This window comes from Leisingera sp. ABM4_101, from assembly GCF_056158725.1.
On the sequence record NZ_JBSWTV010000002.1, the window covers coordinates 3,504,821 to 3,522,639 of the forward strand.

The 17,819-nt window shown below is 63.2% G+C and carries 19 protein-coding genes; 1 reads left to right on the top strand and 18 read right to left on the bottom strand.

What is annotated here, in order from left to right; genetic code table 11:
- The 16 genes from ACXAEK_RS18335 to ACXAEK_RS18410 all read right to left on the bottom strand — a co-directional run bounded on the left by ACXAEK_RS18335 (position 1) and on the right by ACXAEK_RS18410 (position 14,375).
- Complete coding sequence (locus ACXAEK_RS18335) at positions 1–405, bottom strand: DUF5333 domain-containing protein (protein WP_475045308.1); 405 nt, start codon at positions 403–405, stop codon at positions 1–3.
- A 101-nt stretch (positions 406–506) separates the two neighbouring features.
- Entirely contained in the window at positions 507–866 is a 360-nt protein-coding gene (locus ACXAEK_RS18340) for a hypothetical protein (RefSeq protein WP_475044071.1), read from the bottom strand.
- Positions 863–1,279: an MAPEG family protein gene (locus tag ACXAEK_RS18345; protein WP_475044073.1), complete on the bottom strand. Its 417-nt coding sequence runs from the start codon at positions 1,277–1,279 to the stop codon at positions 863–865. The genes ACXAEK_RS18340 and ACXAEK_RS18345 overlap by 4 nt, the downstream gene beginning before the upstream one ends.
- Positions 1,280–1,282: 3 nt before the next feature.
- Complete coding sequence (nuoF, locus tag ACXAEK_RS18350) at positions 1,283–2,581, bottom strand: NADH-quinone oxidoreductase subunit NuoF (protein WP_475044075.1); 1,299 nt, start codon at positions 2,579–2,581, stop codon at positions 1,283–1,285.
- A gap of 6 nt (positions 2,582–2,587) precedes the next feature.
- Complete coding sequence (locus ACXAEK_RS18355) at positions 2,588–2,815, bottom strand: DUF5337 domain-containing protein (RefSeq protein WP_475044077.1); 228 nt, start codon at positions 2,813–2,815, stop codon at positions 2,588–2,590.
- 44 nt (positions 2,816–2,859) lie between these two features.
- Complete coding sequence (gene nuoE, locus ACXAEK_RS18360; RefSeq protein WP_475044079.1) at positions 2,860–3,984, bottom strand: NADH-quinone oxidoreductase subunit NuoE; 1,125 nt, start codon at positions 3,982–3,984, stop codon at positions 2,860–2,862.
- Positions 3,984–5,207 (bottom strand): NADH-quinone oxidoreductase subunit D, encoded by a 1,224-nt coding sequence (locus tag ACXAEK_RS18365; protein WP_475045310.1) that lies wholly within the window; start codon positions 5,205–5,207, stop codon positions 3,984–3,986. Before ACXAEK_RS18365 ends, nuoE begins: the two co-directional genes overlap by 1 nt.
- A complete protein-coding gene (locus ACXAEK_RS18370) occupies positions 5,207–5,812 on the bottom strand; it encodes an NADH-quinone oxidoreductase subunit C (protein ID WP_475044080.1) in 606 nt (201 codons plus the stop codon). Before ACXAEK_RS18370 ends, ACXAEK_RS18365 begins: the two co-directional genes overlap by 1 nt.
- A 17-nt stretch (positions 5,813–5,829) precedes the next feature.
- Positions 5,830–6,363, bottom strand: coding sequence for a NuoB/complex I 20 kDa subunit family protein (locus ACXAEK_RS18375; protein ID WP_475044082.1), 534 nt, complete (start codon positions 6,361–6,363; stop codon positions 5,830–5,832).
- On the bottom strand, positions 6,354–6,719 hold the full coding sequence (locus tag ACXAEK_RS18380; protein ID WP_019295998.1) for an NADH-quinone oxidoreductase subunit A: 366 nt from the start codon (positions 6,717–6,719) through the stop codon (positions 6,354–6,356). The genes ACXAEK_RS18375 and ACXAEK_RS18380 overlap by 10 nt, the downstream gene beginning before the upstream one ends.
- Positions 6,720–6,954: 235 nt before the next feature.
- Positions 6,955–7,737, bottom strand: a complete 783-nt coding sequence (locus tag ACXAEK_RS18385) for a crotonase/enoyl-CoA hydratase family protein (protein WP_475044083.1) — start codon at positions 7,735–7,737, stop codon at positions 6,955–6,957.
- Positions 7,738–7,757: 20 nt separating this feature from the next.
- The gene (locus tag ACXAEK_RS18390; RefSeq protein WP_475044085.1) at positions 7,758–8,615 is read right to left on the bottom strand and encodes a hydroxymethylglutaryl-CoA lyase; all 858 of its coding nucleotides are present in this window, start codon (positions 8,613–8,615) and stop codon (positions 7,758–7,760) included.
- Positions 8,616–8,693: 78 nt separating this feature from the next.
- Positions 8,694–10,631, bottom strand: coding sequence for an ATP-binding protein (locus ACXAEK_RS18395; protein ID WP_475044086.1), 1,938 nt, complete (start codon positions 10,629–10,631; stop codon positions 8,694–8,696).
- 9 nt (positions 10,632–10,640) lie between these two features.
- Positions 10,641–12,245 (bottom strand): carboxyl transferase domain-containing protein, encoded by a 1,605-nt coding sequence (locus ACXAEK_RS18400; protein WP_475044088.1) that lies wholly within the window; start codon positions 12,243–12,245, stop codon positions 10,641–10,643.
- 100 nt (positions 12,246–12,345) lie between these two features.
- Entirely contained in the window at positions 12,346–12,849 is a 504-nt protein-coding gene (locus tag ACXAEK_RS18405) for a hypothetical protein (protein ID WP_475044090.1), read from the bottom strand.
- A complete protein-coding gene (locus tag ACXAEK_RS18410; RefSeq protein ID WP_475044091.1) occupies positions 12,849–14,375 on the bottom strand; it encodes an AMP-binding protein in 1,527 nt (508 codons plus the stop codon). The genes ACXAEK_RS18405 and ACXAEK_RS18410 overlap by 1 nt, the downstream gene beginning before the upstream one ends.
- A gap of 149 nt (positions 14,376–14,524) precedes the next feature.
- Between ACXAEK_RS18410 and ACXAEK_RS18415 the strand changes: the two genes are divergently transcribed.
- Complete coding sequence (locus ACXAEK_RS18415; RefSeq protein ID WP_475044093.1) at positions 14,525–15,127, top strand: OmpW/AlkL family protein; 603 nt, start codon at positions 14,525–14,527, stop codon at positions 15,125–15,127.
- A 97-nt stretch (positions 15,128–15,224) separates the two neighbouring features.
- Here the strand turns inward: ACXAEK_RS18415 and ACXAEK_RS18420 are convergent, their stop codons facing one another.
- Positions 15,225–16,385, bottom strand: a complete 1,161-nt coding sequence (locus tag ACXAEK_RS18420; protein WP_475044095.1) for an isovaleryl-CoA dehydrogenase — start codon at positions 16,383–16,385, stop codon at positions 15,225–15,227.
- 228 nt (positions 16,386–16,613) lie between these two features.
- Positions 16,614–17,807: a DegT/DnrJ/EryC1/StrS family aminotransferase gene (locus ACXAEK_RS18425; protein WP_475044097.1), complete on the bottom strand. Its 1,194-nt coding sequence runs from the start codon at positions 17,805–17,807 to the stop codon at positions 16,614–16,616.
- Between the last annotated feature and the right edge of the window lie 12 nt (positions 17,808–17,819).

Sequence of the window (17,819 nt, forward strand, 5' to 3'; positions counted from 1 at the left end):
CTATTTCGCCCTCAGTAACACGCCGATCGCGCTGTTTTTCTCAATCTCTGCACGGCCATAGGCGCAGAATGTTTCGGGTTCGCCGTAGTCGACGCCGTTCTGCGCCAGGAGCTTCTCTCCCTTGGCGCGCATCCGGGCTTTTTCGGCATCAGATTCGATGTAATCGCGGATTTCCGCGTCCGTGTACCCCAGCGCGTTGGCCCGCGATTTGAGCCGGCGCAACTCGCCCAGGCCTTTCAGATACCGCGGGGAAATATCGTCGCAATAATCGGCGACTTCCTTGGCCATGGCGACGGCAAACAACGGATCTTCAATTTCCTGCACATCGCGCAGCGACGGTTTCGCCAGCGCTGCGGCAGGCAGGGCTACAACAGTGGACAGGGCAACGGCTATCAGGGCACGCATGGGATGGGACTCCTTCAATTTCGAAGCCCCCATGCGCAGGCTTGCGCGGCTGCTATTCAATAGCAGCCGGGCCGTCAGGCCCTGATATGCCGGAATTCCGCTCACGGGTTGCAGGTTCCCTGGAACAGGGCCTTGCCGTCAGCCAGCGTCACCTGTGCCGCATCGTCGTTAGGGTCGTTCACCCAGTCGATTTTGGAAGAACCGTAATTCACCACGCAGTAGGTCGTGCCGGCATGGGCCGCAGCCTCCCGCGCGCCTTTGACAGAGCGCTCGGCACCCTTGATTTCGATCTGGAACAGGGCCCGGTTGACTTTCTTGTCAACCGGCTTGGCCTTGGCCTTGAATTGAACGCCGTCGTAAAGAGGCCGGTTACTGGTGGAGGACCCGCAGGCCGACACCAGCGCTGCGGCTGCCAGAAGGGCTGCAGGCAAGGCCAGCCGGTATGTTTTCAGAATGCTCAAAATACTGCCGCCAAAGTAAAAATTGCCAGGCCGCCCATACAGGACCAGCCGATCACGTAGAAGATGGAGCGCAAGCCCCCATGCGGTTTGCCACTGCCGCGCAGATGGACGAGGATCATGATCACCCGCGACAATAGCACCAGCGAGGCCAGCAAATTCACCCAGAACGGCGCAGCGCCCGCGAGAATTGCCGCCAGTGTCACGGTCAGGAATGCCGGCAGCGTTTCGCATCCATTCAGATAGGCCCGGTTCAGCCGGTAAGCCTTTTCCGCATAATCCTCATCCGGCGTGGCCCCGGGAGCAAGACCCGCCTTTTGCTTGGCCAGCGCCGAAAACGGCGACAGCGCCAGGATGATCAGGGTAAAGATCACCAGCGCGGCCAGAGCATGGGAATATGCGGCGAAGGCTTCCATTCGTTACTCCGCCGCCATCGCGCCCATGCGGCCCGATTTCTGAGCCTTGATGCGGTCTTCGATTTCCTCGCGGAAGTTCTTGATCAGGCCCTGGATCGGCCAGGCCGCCGCGTCGCCAAGGGCGCAGATGGTGTGGCCTTCGACCTGTTTGGTCACGTCCCACAGCATATCGATCTCTTCCAGCTCGGCCTCGCCCTTCACCAGGCGGTCCATGACGCGCATCATCCAGCCGGTGCCTTCGCGGCACGGGGTGCACTGGCCGCAGCTTTCGTGTTTGTAGAACTTGGACAGCCGCCAGATCGCCTTGATGATGTCGGTTTGCTTGTCCATCACGATCACCGCCGCGGTGCCAAGGCCGGAGCCAAGCTCGCCGCGCAGGTAGTCGAAGTCCATGATCGCGTCACGCATGTTCTCGCCGCGCACGCAAGGAACAGAGGAGCCGCCAGGGATCACCGCCAGCAGGTTGTCCCAGCCGCCGCGGATGCCGCCGCAATGTTTCTCGATCAGTTCCTCAAAGGAGATCGACATCGCTTCTTCAACGACACACGGGTTGTTGACATGGCCCGAGATCGCAAACAGCTTGGTGCCCGCGTTGTTCTGGCGGCCAAAGCCCGCGAACCAGTCGGCGCCGCGGCGCAGGATGGTGGGCACCACCGCGATGGATTCCACGTTGTTCACAGTGGTCGGGCAGCCGTAAAGACCAGCACCTGCCGGGAACGGCGGCTTCATCCGGGGCATGCCCTTCTTGCCCTCCAGGCTTTCGATCAGGGCGGTTTCCTCGCCGCAGATATAGGCCCCTGCCCCGTGGTGCAGGAAGACGTCGAAATCCCAGCCGGAGCCGGCCGCGTTCTTGCCAAGCAAGCCCTTGTCATAGCATTCGTCGATCGCGGCCTGCAGCGCCTCGCGCTCGCGGATGTATTCGCCGCGCAGGTAGATGTAGCAGGTATGCGCGTTCATCGCGAAGGAGGCGATCAGCGCGCCCTCGATCAGCGTGTGCGGATCGTGGCGCATGATTTCCCGGTCTTTGCAGGTGCCGGGCTCGGATTCATCTGCGTTGATAACCAGATACGCCGGGCGGCCGTCGCTTTCCTTGGGCATGAAGGACCATTTCAGACCCGTGGGGAAGCCCGCGCCGCCGCGGCCGCGCAGGCCGCTGTCCTTCATCGTCTGAATGATCCAGTCGCGGCCCTTTTCGATGATGCCCGCCGTGCCGTCCCAATGGCCGCGCGCCTTGGCGCCCGCCAGGTTACGGTCGTGCATCCCGTAAAGGTTGGTAAAGATCCGGTCCTGATCCTTCAGCATGTTTGCCTACCTTTGGCTGTCCCGGCGCATGCGCCAGAGTTGAAATATGTTGACCAGGGCATAGATCATGCCCGCCAGCGCGGCGAAGTCGAACAGCAGAGCATAGCGCCCCGGCAGCCCCAGCATGGGGCCGATGAACAGCGACAGCACGACCCACAGCGAAATGGTCCCGGCAATCACAAGCGCGATGTGCCGGCCCTTTGCTGCTATAGCTTGGTCCTGTTCCTTGCTCATCTGTTCCCTACACCCGGGCGCGGCCCCTGGGGGCCGCCTCCCGATCAGTCTTCCTTGTCGTCGTAGATGTGCTCTTCCTTGGCACGTTTGGCGAATTCGGTCTCATCCCCGACGGCAAGGCGTTTGGCCTGTTCGATCCAGCCGTCGCGGGCGATCCGCCCCTTGAACTTGAGCCGCGCATCAACCCAGGCGACCTCTGCCTCAGTCCATTCAGCGATCTGGTCAAAGTGGAAGAACCCCAGTTCGTTCAGCTTTTCTTCCAGCTTGGGGCCTACCCCCTTCAAGAGCTTCAGGTCGTCCGGCAGGCCGCCGCGGGCTTCCTTCAGCAGTTCCGGCTCTTGCTCATCAGCGGCAGGCGCGTCGTCCTTCTTGGCTTCGGCGGCCTGTTTCACCGCAGGCTTGGCTGCTTCGGGCGCCTTGGGCGGCGCGCCCGCGGCTGCGCGGCCGGCAACAACGCCGTCCTTGCCAACCCAAGGGGTCAGCAGCGGAACCTCGTCGCCCTGGATGCGCTTGACGCCGTCCTTGACGTCCACCGCTAGCTGCACAGATGCGTTGTACTGCGTCTTGCCGCTGTCAAATTCGGTCAGAGAGGTGAGGCCGGATTTCGGCTCAGCCGCATAACGGCCGTTCTGCGGGCCAGGCGTGACGTCCTTGCCCGCGGCCAAATCGTCAAGCAGCTTCGTGAAGCTCTCAACGGTCAGGTCCTCGTAGTAGTCCTTGCCGATCTGCGCCATCGGGGCGTTGGTGCAGGCGCCCAGGCATTCGACCTCTTCCCAGGTGAACTTGCCGTCCGCCGACAGGGAATGCGGCTTCTCGTTGATCTTTTCCTTGCAGACCGCCACCAGGTCCTCTGCTCCGCAGATCATGCAGGACGTGGTGCCGCAGATCTGGATATTGGCAACGGAACCGGTCGGTTGCATCTGGAACATGAAGTAGAAGGAGCAAACCTCCAGCACCCGGATATAGGCCATGCCGAGCATATCGGCGATGTGCTCGATCGCGGGTTTGGTGACCCAGCCCTCCTGCTCCTGCGCCCGCCACAAAAGCGGAATGACCGCCGAGGCCTGGCGGCCCTCAGGGTATTTAGTGATCTGCGCCTCGGCCCAGGCCTGGTTGGCCGGGGTGAAGGCAAAGCTGTCGGGTTGTTCAGAGTGCAAACGGCGGAGCATTAGCGGTCAATCTCTCCAAATACGACGTCCATGGTGCCGATGATGGCGGCGACGTCGGCCAGCTGGTGGCCCTTGGCAACGTGGTCCATCGCCTGCAGGTGCAGGAAGCCCGGCGCGCGGATCTTGGAGCGGTAGGGCTTGTTGGACCCGTCCGCCACCAGATAGACGCCGAACTCGCCCTTGGGCGCCTCGACGGCGGCGTAAACCTCGCCTGCCGGGACGTGGAAACCTTCGGTGTAGAGCTTGAAATGGTGGATCAGGCTTTCCATCGAGGTCTTCATGTCGCCGCGCTTGGGCGGTGTCAGCTTGCCGCGGGCCAGCACGTCGCCGGTGGCTTCGCGCAGCTTGGCAATCGCCTGACGGATGATCGAGGTCGACTGGCGCATCTCTTCCATGCGGCAGAGATAGCGGTCGTAGCAGTCGCCGTTTTTGCCGACGGGGACCTGGAATTCGAACTCGTCATAGCATTCATAGGGCTGCGCGCGGCGCAGGTCCCAAGCGAGGCCGGAGCCGCGCACCATGACGCCGGAGAAGCCGTATTCCTGGATGTCCTTCTCCGTCACCACACCAATGTCGCAGTTGCGCTGCTTGAAGATGCGGTTTTCGGTAAGAAGGCCGTCGATGTCGTCCAGCACCTTGGGGAATTCCATCGCCCAGAGGTCGATATCATCCAGCAGATCGTCCGGCAGGTCCTGATGCACGCCGCCGGGGCGGAAGTAGGCCGCGTGCAGGCGCGCGCCACAGGCCCGCTCGTAGAAGATCATCAGCTTTTCGCGCTCTTCAAAGCCCCACAGCGGCGGGGTCAGCGCGCCGACGTCCATTGCCTGCGTGGTGACGTTGAGGAGGTGGTTCAGCACCCGGCCGATTTCCGAGTAGAGCACCCGGATCAGCTGCCCGCGGCGCGGCACCTCGGTGCCGGTCAGCTTTTCGATGGCGAGGCACCAGGCGTGTTCCTGGTTCATCGGCGCCACATAGTCGAGGCGGTCGAAGTACGGCAGGTTCTGCAGGTAGGTGCGGCTTTCCATCAGCTTTTCGGTGCCGCGATGCAGCAGGCCGATGTGCGGGTCGCAACGCTCGACAATCTCGCCGTCAAGTTCAAGCACCAGACGCAAAACCCCATGCGCCGCAGGGTGCTGCGGGCCGAAGTTGATGTTGAAGTTGCGGATCTTCTGCTCGCCGCTCAGCGCGTCGACGCTGCCGTCGTCAAATTTGGAGCCGTCCATCATTGCGCCCCCTCCTTCTCGTCACCGGGCAGGATGTATTCGGCACCTTCCCACGGGGACATGAAATCAAACTGGCGGTATTCCTGCACCAGCTTCACCGGCTCATAGACCACGCGCTTCTGCGCCTCGTCATAGCGCACTTCGGTGTAACCGGTGGTCGGGAAGTCCTTGCGCAGCGGATAGCCGCGGAAGCCATAGTCGGTCAGCAGGCGGCGCAGGTCCGGATGGCCGGAGAACAGGATGCCGAACATGTCGTAGACTTCCCGCTCGAACCAGTTGGCAGAGGGGTGCACGTTCACGATCGAGGGCACCATCTCATCCTCGCGCACGGCGGCGCGCAGGCGGATGCGCTGGTTCCGGTACATCGACAGGAAGTGGTAGACCACGTCGAACCGCTTGCCGCGCTCCGGGTAATCCACCGCGGTGATGTCCACCAGGGTCGAAAACTTGCAGTTCGGGTCCGATTTCAGGAACTCCACCAGACCGGCGATGTTCGAGGGTGTGACGTCGATGTTCAGTTCGTCAAAGGACACGTCCCAGGCCACAACGCAATCGGGGCGTTTGGCTTCGATCTGGGCGCCAAGCTCTTGCAGTTCTTCAGTCATATCTTCTCCGCCCCTCCTTAGCGCACCAGGGTGCCGGTGCGGCGGATCTTGCGCTGCAGCTGCATCAGGCCATAGAGCAGCGCCTCAGCCGTCGGCGGGCAGCCCGGCACATAGACGTCGACCGGCACAACCCGGTCGCAGCCGCGCACCACGGAATAGCTGTAGTGGTAATAGCCGCCGCCATTGGCGCAGGAGCCCATCGAGATCACATAGCGCGGCTCGGGCATCTGGTCGTAGACCTTGCGCAGGGCCGGCGCCATCTTGTTGGTGAGGGTGCCCGCCACGATCATCACGTCCGACTGGCGCGGGGAGGCGCGCGGCGCGATACCAAAACGCTCCGCGTCATAGCGCGGCATCGAGGTGTGCATCATCTCCACCGCGCAGCAGGCCAGGCCAAAGGTCATCCAGTGCAGCGAACCGGTGCGGGCCCAGTTGATAATATCTTCTGCCGAGGTGAGCAGGAAACCCTTGTCCTGCAGTTCGGCATTGATGGCCCGGGTGACAACTTCCTTATCCACGCCCGCCGAGTTGGGTCCGGTCATCACTGCCATTCCAGGGCCCCTTTCTTCCACTCATAGGCAAAGCCGATGGTCAGCACACCCAGGAATACCATCATCGACCAAAAACCGAGGTCGCTGATGTCCTTGAATCCGACGGCCCAGGGGAACAGGAAGGCAATTTCCAGGTCGAAAATGATGAAGAGAATCGAGACCAGATAGAACCGGACATCGAATTTCATGCGGGCATCGTCAAAGGCATTGAAACCGCATTCATAGGCGCTGACCTTTTCCGGGTCCGGGTTGCGGACCGCCAGCACCACGGCTGCCAGGATCAGGACAATCCCCAAACCTGCCGCAACGGCCAGGAAGACCAGGATCGGCAGGTATTCCCTCAACATCTCTTCCAAGAGCAGCTCCTTTCCCCGGGCGGATTTCCGCGCGGCGTCAATTGGCGTGTTGATTTGGACTGTGCATACCCCCACGCCCCCACAGCGTCAACTAAGGCAAGGTTAATCAACAAGGGTTTGTGACAGGAAAAAGCACTGCCGCAACATGCCTGTAATTCCCTAGCAAATTCATAAGAAAAGCGGCCGCAGGGTAAACTGCAGCCGCGCTTAAAACAGGAGTCAAATATGCCGGTTTTCAGTCTTGCCAGACCGGTTTGCGCTTTTCAAAGAACGCGGCAATCCCTTCGCCGGCTTCCGGCCCCTCCCAGCGCTCCACAAGCGCCTTGATTGTATGGTCAATCACGCCGCTGTCCAGCCGCGGCCCCAGATCGCGGGCCAGCTTCTTGGCGGCGGCGACAGCACCGGGGGCGCAGCTCAGGTAGGGCGTAACCTCCGCTTCGACCGCCTCGGCCAGCTGGTCTGCGGGCACGGCTTTTGCCAGCAACCCGAGCTCCACCGCTTCCGCCGCACCAAACAGGCGGGCCGACATGAACACGCGGCGCGCCTTGGCTTCACCCATGCGGGCGATGACATAGGGGCCGATGGTGGCGGGAATCAGTCCCAGCTTGGTCTCGGTCAGCCCCATCTTCAGATGATCTGCACCTATGGCCACGTCGCAAACCGACGCCATTCCGACACCGCCGCCAAAGGCGTTGCCCTGCACCGCGCCGATCAGCGGTTTGGGCAGGGTGTTGAGCGCCATCAGCATCTCCGCCAGCACCCGCGCCTCACGCGCGCGGGTTTCCGCGTCCGCATCCATCTGCGCGCGCATCCAAACAAGGTCGCCACCCGCGCAGAAACTCTTGCCGGCACCGGTCAGCACCACCACGCGGACGGTCTCGTCCTCGGCCAGGCGTTTCGCAGCCAGGGTCAGCTCCTTCAGCATCTGGCCGGACATGGCGTTGTGCTTCTCCGCCCGGTTCAAGGTCAGGGTGCAGACGCCGCGGGCGTCGGTCTCCAGGGTGATTGTCTCAAACATCTTGTAGCTCCGCTGAAATCTTACTGCAGGCCGCGCATGGCCCGGGCCAGGGCCGCGGCTTCTTCCAGCACATCCGCATTCAGGCCGGTATCATAGCCCAGCTCCGTCAAGCGCTTATGCACCGCTTCCGTTGCCACATTGCCTGCTGCCCCGGGCGCATAGGGGCAGCCGCCAAGCCCGCCCACGGCCGCATCGAACACCCGTACGCCCTGCGCCAGCGAGGCCTCGATATTGTCCAGCGCCCGGCCCGCCGTGTCGTGGTAATGCCCCGCCAGCTTAGCGACAGGCACCCGTGCGGTAACAGCCCTCAGCATCGCGCTGATCGCTTCCGGGGTGCCCCGTCCGATGGTGTCGCCCAGCGAGATCTCGTAACAGCCGAGCGCGTGCAGCCGTTCGGCCACCTCGGCCACCTTTTCTGGCGGCGTGGCCCCGTCATAGGGGCAGTCGGTCACACAGGAGACATAGCCGCGGACCGGCAGGCTGATCTCTTTGGCCGCGTCAAGAATGGGCAGGAAGCGGTTGATGCTTTCCTCGATACTGGCGTTGATATTGGCTTTGGAAAACCCTTCGGAGGCAGACGCAAAGACCGCGATCTCATCCGCCTTGGCAGCGACCGCGTCCTCGTAACCGCGCATGTTAGGGGTCAGCGCCGCATAGCGGACCCCGGGTGCCCGGGTGATGCCAGCCAGCACCTCCGCGCTGCCCGCCATCTGCGGCACCCATTTGGGCGAGACGAAGCTTGCCACTTCGATGCGTTTGAACCCGGCGCGGCTCAGGCAGTCGGTCAGCGCCACCTTTTCCGCAACCGGGATCTCCCGCTTTTCGTTCTGCAGCCCGTCGCGCGGGCCGACCTCGAAGATTTCGGCAAATTCACCCATGGAATGCCCTCCGGCTTCATCTTTCCAAAAATACTCAAACCGCAGCGGGGGCGGCAGGCGCGCCGCCCCGGTCCCGGGTCAGCCGTCTTCTTCTTCCAGCCGCACCAGCGCTGCACCAGCCTCAACCTGGTCGCCGGCAGCAGCCAGAACCTCAGCCACCACGCCGTCGCGGGCCGCCAGCAGGGAATGCTCCATCTTCATCGCTTCCAGAATCGCAAGCCGGTCGCCTTCCTTCACCGCCTGGCCGGCTTCGGCAAAGACTGCTTTCACGAGGCCTGGCATCGGCGCCTCGATCACATTGCTGTCGCCGCCCGCCGCTGCATCGCGGTCCAGCGGGTCTATCGCGGTGAACTCCAGCCCATAGGCATCATGCACGGTGATCAGCGTTCCCGACTGCGAAACAGCGGGCATGCGGCGCTCATCAATGCGCCACTGGCCCTGGCTGCGCTCCGCCACGACGGTTTCGCCTTCAATGGTCCAAAGCTGCCGGTCAGGCCCGTCCACCTGCACATCCGCCGTGAACTCCTCGCCCGCAAGGGACAGGGTGACAGCCCGGTGCAAAGGCGCCCAAAGGGTGAAGCCAGTGTCCGGTGCAGCCTCCACCAGATCCAGCGCCACCATACCAGCCGCCGCCTTATGGCGCAGCTCCACCACCGGCGCCGCGGTCAGCGCGTCCAGATCGCGGGCGATCAGGCCGGTGTCGACGTCGCCACCCGCAAACCCCTCATGCGCCGCCAATGCGCCGAGGAAGGCCAGGTTGGTGACGGTGCCGCCAACTTGCGTTTCCTCCAGCGCGCGGGCCAGCCGCGACAGCGCCACCTTGCGGGTGGAGCCATGCACGATCACCTTGGCGATCATCGGATCATACCAGGGGCTGATGGTGTCCCCCGCCCTGACGCCGCTGTCGGCGCGGGCCTCATCCGGGAAGGACAGGTGGGTCAGCGTGCCGGTTGCAGGCAGGAAGCCCTTGGGCACGTCCTCCGCATAAAGCCGCGCCTCAAATGCGTGGCCGGTGATGGTGAGGTCTTCCTGCTTGGCTGGCAGGCTCTCGCCTGAGGCCACCCGCAGCTGCCACTCGACCAGATCAACGCCAGTGATCAGCTCCGTGACCGGATGCTCCACCTGCAGGCGGGTGTTCATTTCCATGAACCAGAACCCGTCGGGGCGCAGCCCGTCAGAACCGTCGACGATGAACTCCACGGTGCCAGCGCCCTTGTAGCCGATGGCCTCTGCCGCGCGCACGCCGGCCTGCCCCATCGCCTCGCGCATTTCCGCAGTCATGCCCGGCGCAGGCGCCTCCTCGATCACCTTTTGATGGCGGCGCTGCAGCGAGCAGTCCCGCTCAAACAGATGCACGGCCTTCTCGCCGTCGCCAAAGACCTGAACCTCGATATGGCGGGGCTGCTGGATGTATTTCTCAATCAGAACGTCAGGATTGCCAAAGGCGGTGGTTGCCTCGCCCTGCGCGCTTTTCAGGGCGTCGGAGAACTCTTCCGGCTTCTCAACCAGCCGCATCCCCTTACCGCCGCCGCCCGCAACCGCCTTGATCAGCACCGGGTAGCCGATTTTTCCCGCCTCGGCGGCCAGGAATTCCGGGTCCTGATTGCTGCCGTGATAGCCCGGCACCACCGGCACGCCGGCCTCTTCCATCAGCGCCTTGGCGGCGTCCTTGAGGCCCATCTTGCGGATCGCATCCGCAGACGGCCCGATAAAGGTGAGGCCCGCAGCCTCCACCGCCTCGACGAACTTCGGGTTTTCCGACAGGAAGCCGTAGCCCGGGTGGATCGCCTGGGCGCCGGTTTCCTGCGCCACCCGTATTATCTCATCGCCCTTCAGGTAGCTGTCCGCCGGGGCCGGGCCGCCGATATGCACGGCCTCATCCGCCAGCGCCACATGTTTCGAAGCCGCATCGGCGTCGGAGTAAACAGCCACGGTCCGCACCCCCATGGCACGGGCGGTTTCCATCACGCGGCAGGCAATCTCTCCGCGGTTGGCAATCAGGATTTTGTCAAACATGGGAGATCCTCACATCCGGAAGACGCCGAAGCGCGTGTCTTCGATCGGGGCATTCAGCGCGGCGCTCAGCGAGAGCGACAGCACGTCGCGGGATTTGCGCGGGTCGATGATGCCATCGTCCCAAAGACGCGCGGAGGCATAGAGCGGGTGGCTCTGCTCCTCGAACATGTCGATGGTGGGGCGCTTGAACTCCGCCTCTTCTTCCGTGCTCCAGCTGCCGCCCTGGCGCTCGATGGCGTCGCGCTTGACGGTGGCCAGCACGCCCGCGGCCTGCTCGCCGCCCATCACCGAGATGCGGGAGTTCGGCCAGGTCCACAGGAAGCGCGGCGAGTAAGCGCGCCCCGACATGCCGTAGTTGCCGGCACCAAAGGAGCCGCCGACGAGCATGGTGATCTTGGGGACATTGGTGGTGGCGACGGCGGTCACCATCTTGGCGCCGTGGCGGGCGATGCCCTCGTTTTCGTATTTCCGGCCCACCATGAAGCCGGTGATGTTCTGCAGGAACACCAGCGGGATCTTGCGCTGGCTGCACAGCTCCACGAAATGCGCGCCTTTCTGGGCGGCTTCGGAGAACAAGACGCCGTTATTGGCTATGATGCCGATCGGGCAGCCCTTGAGGTGGGCAAAGCCGGTCACCAGGGTCTCGCCAAAACGCGGTTTGAATTCGTCAAAGCGGGAACCGTCGACCAGACGCGCGATCACTTCGCGGATGTCATAGGGCGTGCGCAGGTCGCCGGGTACCACGCCGAGGATTTCCTCCGGGTCGTAAGCCGGCTCTTCCGGGCTGGCCCAGTTCACCGTCAGCGGTTTTGTGATGTTCAGCGACTGCACCGCACGCCGCGCCAGCGCCAGCGCGTGGGCGTCATCCTCGGCCAGGTAGTCGGCCACGCCCGAAAGCCGCGTGTGCACGTCGCCCCCGCCCAGGTCCTCGGCGCTGACAACCTCGCCCGTGGCAGCCTTCACCAGCGGCGGACCGGCCAGGAAGATCGTGCCCTGCTCCTTCACGATGATGGTGACATCCGACATCGCCGGCACATAGGCGCCGCCCGCGGTGCAGGAGCCCATGACGACTGCGATCTGCGGGATGCCCTTGGCCGACATCCGCGCCTGGTTGTAGAAGATCCGCCCGAAGTGGTCGCGGTCGGGGAAGACCTCATCCTGGTTGGGCAGGTTAGCCCCGCCGGAGTCCACCAGATAGATGCAGGGAAGATGGTTCTCCTCTGCGATTTCCTGCGCACGCAGGTGCTTCTTCACCGTCATCGGATAATAGGTGCCGCCCTTCACGGTGGCGTCGTTGCAGACAACCATGACCTCCTGCCCGTGCACCCGGCCGATGCCCGCAATCACGCCCGCCGAGGGTGCGGCGCCGTCATACATCGCGTGCGCCGCGGTGGCCCCGATCTCCAGAAACGGAGAGCCGGGGTCCAGCAGGTTCGCCACCCGGCGGCGCGGCAGCATCTTGCCGCGGCTTTCGTGCCGGGTCCGGGACTTCTCGCCGCCGCCCATGCGCGCGGCCTCTGCCGCCTCGCTGATCTGCGCCAGCGCGTCCAGATGCGCCGCGCGGTTCTGCTTGAAGCCGTCCGAGGAGGGCATCGCCTTGGATGTGAGTTTCATGTCCACTCTCCCGTTATAGGGGTTAGGCAGGGTCCCGTTTTACGGGAAATGTCTTTCATTCCGGTTGGGGCAGCGTACGCCGGGTATGCAACACCTTGGGTCATTGGCTTGCCTCCCCGGTCATATCCTCACTGCGCATCAGAACTCTTAGTTTGAGCCATTCTGAAAGTGCCTCCGAATAGCGGCACACTAATTCGGAAGGCAAATTGGGGTCCGAAATCTTGCTACAATCGGGAGCGCCACCCAAAGCAGGCATGGGCAGGGACAGACCTGCAGGCCCGTTGCCATCAAGAACACTTTTGTCGAAGCCGGGCATCTGGCTAACGATGCGCGCTCCATCCGCCTCCAACCACGCCGCGGCGCTGTCAACACAGTACTGTAAAGCCTTGTTTTCTTGGCTCATGTTACACATGCGGACGGCCTGCGAGACGCATTGAGTGTCCATGGGAACCGCAACGCCGACATCGGGGACAAAGCTAGTGCAAGCGCGAAGAAAACCAGCTGTATCAAAAACGGGGGCCTCCTCACCTGCCGCAGTAAGAGGAAAGGACGCGCCCAAAGCGCAAGCACAGGCTGCAACAACGGAAAGGACCGGCTGTTTCATCAGTTCACCTCCCCCGCCGCCTGCGCCTTCAGCTCCTTGCGGATCACCTTTCCGGTCACGGTCATCGGAAGGGCATCGAGGAACTCCACTTCGCGCGGGTAGGAATAATGTGCGAGGCGGTCCTTCACGTAATCCTGCAGTTCTTTCTCGGAGGCCGCGGCTCCCGTTTTCAGCACCACATAGGCCTTGACGATCTCGGTGCGCAGCTCATCCGGCTTGCCCACCACACCCACGGTCGCCACCGCCGGATGGGTCAGCAGGCAATCCTCGATCTCAGCCGGGCCGATGCGGTAGCCGCCCGAGGTGATCACATCATCCTCGCGGCCGACAAAGCGCAGGTAATCGCCCTCCCAGATACCGCGGTCGCCGGTCACCAGCCAGTCCCCGCGGAACTTGGCGGCAGTCTCTTCGGGCCGGTTCCAGTATTCCAGCAGCATCGCGGCGGAGCCACGGCGGATGGCGACGTCGCCTTCGCCCTCCGTGGGCACGCCCGCTTCGTCGATCACAGCCAGCTCATGCCCCGGCACCGCCTTGCCGATGCAGCCCGGGCGCGGCTCGAAATCCGCAGCGCAGGAGGAGGCCACCATGTTGCATTCGGTCTGGCCGTAGAACTCGTTGATGGTCACCCCCAGCTTACGCCGGCCCCAGGCGAGCATCTCCGCGCCCAGGGGCTCTCCGCCGCTGGCAACAGAGCGCAGACCGTCGAGCCCCTGCCCCGCTGCCTTCAGCATCCGCAGCGCGGTCGGCGGGAAGAAGATGTTGCGCACGCCGGCCTGCTCGATCAGATCGGCACAGGCTTCGGGGGTGAATTTCTCCAGCCGCGCGGCCACCACCGGCACGCCCAGCGCCAGGCCCGGCATCAGCACGTCGAACAGCCCGCCGATCCAGGCCCAGTCCGCCGGGGTCCAGAGGACATCGCCCGGCTGGCCAAGGTGGTCGTGGCTGATGACAACACCCGGCAGGTGGCCGGTCAGCACCCGGTGTCCGTGCAGTGCGCCCTTGGGGCTGCCGGTGGTGCCGGAGGTGTAGATCAGAACGGCGGGGGTATCCGGGGAGGTATCGGCAAAAGGCACCGGGCCGCCTTCAATACCAGCGCTCTCCACCATAACCGCTTCGGCAAGATCGCCCAGCAGTCCGGCGCCTTCGGAATCTGTGAAGACAAAGCGCACGCCGGCATCCCCGGCCCGGGAGGCCAGAGCGTCGCGTTTGAACAGCTTGAACAGCGGCACCGAAATGCCGCCCGCCTTCCAGACCGCCAGATGCGCCGCCGCGCACCAGGGCGACTGGCTGAGCAGCACTCCGACCCGGTCACCGGGCTGGATGCGGGTCAGCAGGTAGCGTGCCAGCCCGTCAGCCATCGCTGCCAGCTCGCCATAGGTAATGTCCCGGCGTGCAGGAGCAGTCATGTCGATCAGCGCCACCGCATCGTCCGGCTGTGCCAGGCATTGCGCCGCCATATTGAGCTGCGCTGGCAGATCCCAGCTGCCATCTGCGCGAAGCCCTGAAATGTTACATCTTTCAGACATATTTAGATATTCCCGAAACGCATGACGGGTATGCAATTTTTCACTGCATTTTCAACGGGTAGCAACGCATCACTTTGACTCAGATCAGGGTTTTCGCGCCTTTTCAGACGCATCACATCCAGGTGAACACAAGAAAAGGGACGCACCCCATGAAACGCATGGTTTCCGCGCTTGCGCTGACCTCCGCCCTGGCCGCGTTGGCCGCTCCTGCCTTTGCCCAGCAGCAGGGCGACTGGACTGTTGGCGTCGGCATTGCCAACGTGAACCCGAAATCCGGCAACGGCACCCTGGCCGGTGCGGCGGCGGACATTGACGATGGCACCGCTCTGTCGCTGACCGTCGAATACTTCTTCCGCGACAATTGGGGTGTCGAGCTGCTGGCGGCCTCCCCGTTTGAGCATGACGTCAAACTGAACGGTGCCTTTGCGGCCTCGGCCAAGCAGCTGCCGCCAACCCTGTCGGTCAACTACCACTTCCCCACCCAAGGCGTGATCAAACCGTTCCTCGGCCTGGGTCTGAACTACACCACCTTCTTTGAGGAAGAGACCGCACTTGGCACGCTCAAACTGGATGACAGCTTTGGTATCGCGGTGAACGCCGGTGCCGACTACCAGATCTCCGACAACGGTGCGCTGCGTTTCAACGTCCGCTGGATGGACATCGACTCCGATGCAACCCTGAACGGCGCCGCCATCGGCACTGCAGAGATTGATCCGGTTGTCGTGAACTTCGCTTACGTGCACCGCTTCTGATCCTTCGAGGGTCCGGTTCTGGCCTGGCGGCTGGCCTCGTGCCGCCCGGCCTTTTTCAGATCCCCGCGCGTCCCCTGGGAAGCGCGGGGTTTTACATTTACATGGTGCCCATCAGCTCGCGGCCGATGAGCATCCGGCGGATTTCGCTGGTGCCCGCACCGATTTCCATCAGTTTGGCATCGCGGAAAATGCGGCCCACCGGATTGTCGGACAGGTAACCGGCACCGCCAAAGGCCTGCACCGCCTGATGCGCCTGGGTCATCGCGACCTCGGAGGCGTAAAGGCAGCAGGCGGCTGCGTCCTGACGGGTCACGGTGCCCTTGTCGCAGGATTTGGCAACCTCATAGACATAGGCCCGCGCCGAGTTCATCGCCGTGTACATGTCGGCGATCTTGGCCTGCATCAGCTGGAAGTTTCCGATCGGCTGGCCGAACTGCTTGCGCTCCGCCATGTAGGGCATCATTTCATCCATGCAGGAGGCCATGATGCCGGTGCCGATCCCGGCCAGCACTACACGTTCATAATCCAGGCCGGACATCAGCACCCGCACGCCCTTGCCTTCTTCGCCCAGGATGTTCTCGAACGGCACCTCGACGTCCTCGAACACCAGCTCAGCGGTGTTGGAGCCGCGCATTCCCAGCTTGTCGAAATGCTTGGAGGTAGAGAAGCCTTTGAATTCCTTCTCGATGAGAAAGGCGGTAATGCCTTTGGAGCCGGCCTCTGGATCGGTCTTGGCGTAGACAACCAGAGTGTCGGCATCAGGGCCGTTGGTGATCCAGTACTTGTTGCCGTTCAGACGGAAGTGATCGTTACGCTTTTCCGCGCGCAGGCTCATCGACACCACGTCGGAGCCAGCGCCCGCTTCAGACATTGCCAGCGCGCCGACATGTTCGCCCGAGATCAGCCGCGGCAGGTATTTCGCCTTCTGCTCGGCGTTGCCGTTCAGCTTGATCTGGTTGACGCAGAGGTTGGAATGCGCGCCGTAGGACAGCGACACGGAGGCGCTGGCACGGGCGATTTCCTCGACCGCCACGGTATGGGCCAAGTAGGACATGCCCGCGCCGCCGAACTCTTCCGGCACGGTGATGCCCAGCAGGCCCAGCCCACCCATCTCCTGCCACAGCTCTGCCGGGAATTCGTTCTTCTGGTCGATCTCCTGCGCCATCGGCTTGACGCGTTCTTGCGCCCAGCGGTGAACCACATCGCGCAGCGCGTTCACGTCCTCACCAAGATCGAAAGTCATGCTTGCATTGAACATTCCGCGGATCCTCCAGGGCAGAGCTGATTATATGAACAGTTGTTCAATTCAATAGAGGAGCCCGCGATTCGGGTCAATGGCGGTCCAGCTGCCAGGAACGCAGCGTCGATTTCTGCAGAGCGCCCAAAACAAGGAAAACCCGTTTTCCGGTGCGGAAAACGGGACGGAAGACATATGTTTTTCCAGGCCGGAATTCTCATAGAATTCCGGCTGACTGAAGGATGGAGCCTAAGCGCCTTGATAGACGGCGGAGACCTCGGCCCGGATAATGCGGGCGATCTGCGCGCAGTCTTCCAGGCTGAACGTCAGCGGCACCCGCATGTCGATGATGCCCGCCAGAACCCGGTCGCTCTGCGGCAGGCGCGGTGTGTCCGCATACCGCCAGCTGTCATAGCGGGAGGTGAAGGCAACAGGCTCCGGCGTGCCGAACCATTTCAGCTCCACCCCGCGGGCGGCACAGCGACGGACCGCCTCTTGCACCGCATCCTCGGACCAGTCCAGCAACAGGAACTGGATGGAGGAGCCCACATAGACCTCCTGCTCCGGGCGCTCCACCACAGTGAGGCCCGGCGTGCTGCGCAAGCCCTCCTCTACAGCGCGGTAGCGCTCGTTCCAGCGCTCTACCTGCGCTTCCAGGTCGCGCAGCTGCGGCCGCAGGATCGCGGCGCGCAAGTTGTCCATCCGGCCCGAGATGTTGGGGGTCTCATACTTCACCCGCTCAAACACTTCCAGCCCAGGCCCCGCCAAATGGCGGCCATAGAGCATGTAGGAACCGGACATCATGATGGCACGGGCGGCAATTTCCTCGTCGTCGGTAATCAGCAGCCCGCCCTCGCCCGAGTTCACATGCTTGTAGGTCTGGCAGGAATAGCAGCCAACCGCGCCATGGCGGCCCGACAGCACCCCGTTCCAGGAGGCCCCCATGGTGTGGGCGCAATCCTCGATCACGGTGATGCCGGCGCCATCGCAAATCTCCATCAGCCGGTCCATGTCGCACAGATGCCCGCGCATGTGGGACAGCATCAGCACCTTGGCCTGATCGGCCTTGGCCGCCAGATCATCCAGATCAATGGTCAGGTCTTCGGTCACCTCGACAAACACCGGCTCCGCCCCGACGGAAGCAATCGACCCCGGCACCGGCGCCAGGGTGAAGGCGTTGGTCAGCACCTTGTCGCCAGGCTTCACCCCGACTGCGCGCAGCGAGGTCGCCAGCGCATAGCCGCCAGAGGCTGCAGCCAGGCAGTATTTCGCCCCCATCTGCGCTGCGAACTCCTGCTCCAGCAGCGCGGTTTCACCGTCTTCGCCATCCGCCACGTTGTAGCGGTGCAGCCGCCCGTGGCGAAGCACTGCAAGCGCAGCCTCAATGGCGTCTTCGGGGATTGGTTCCTGCTGGGTGAATGACCCGGAAAATATCTCGCTCATGCGGCGTTTGTG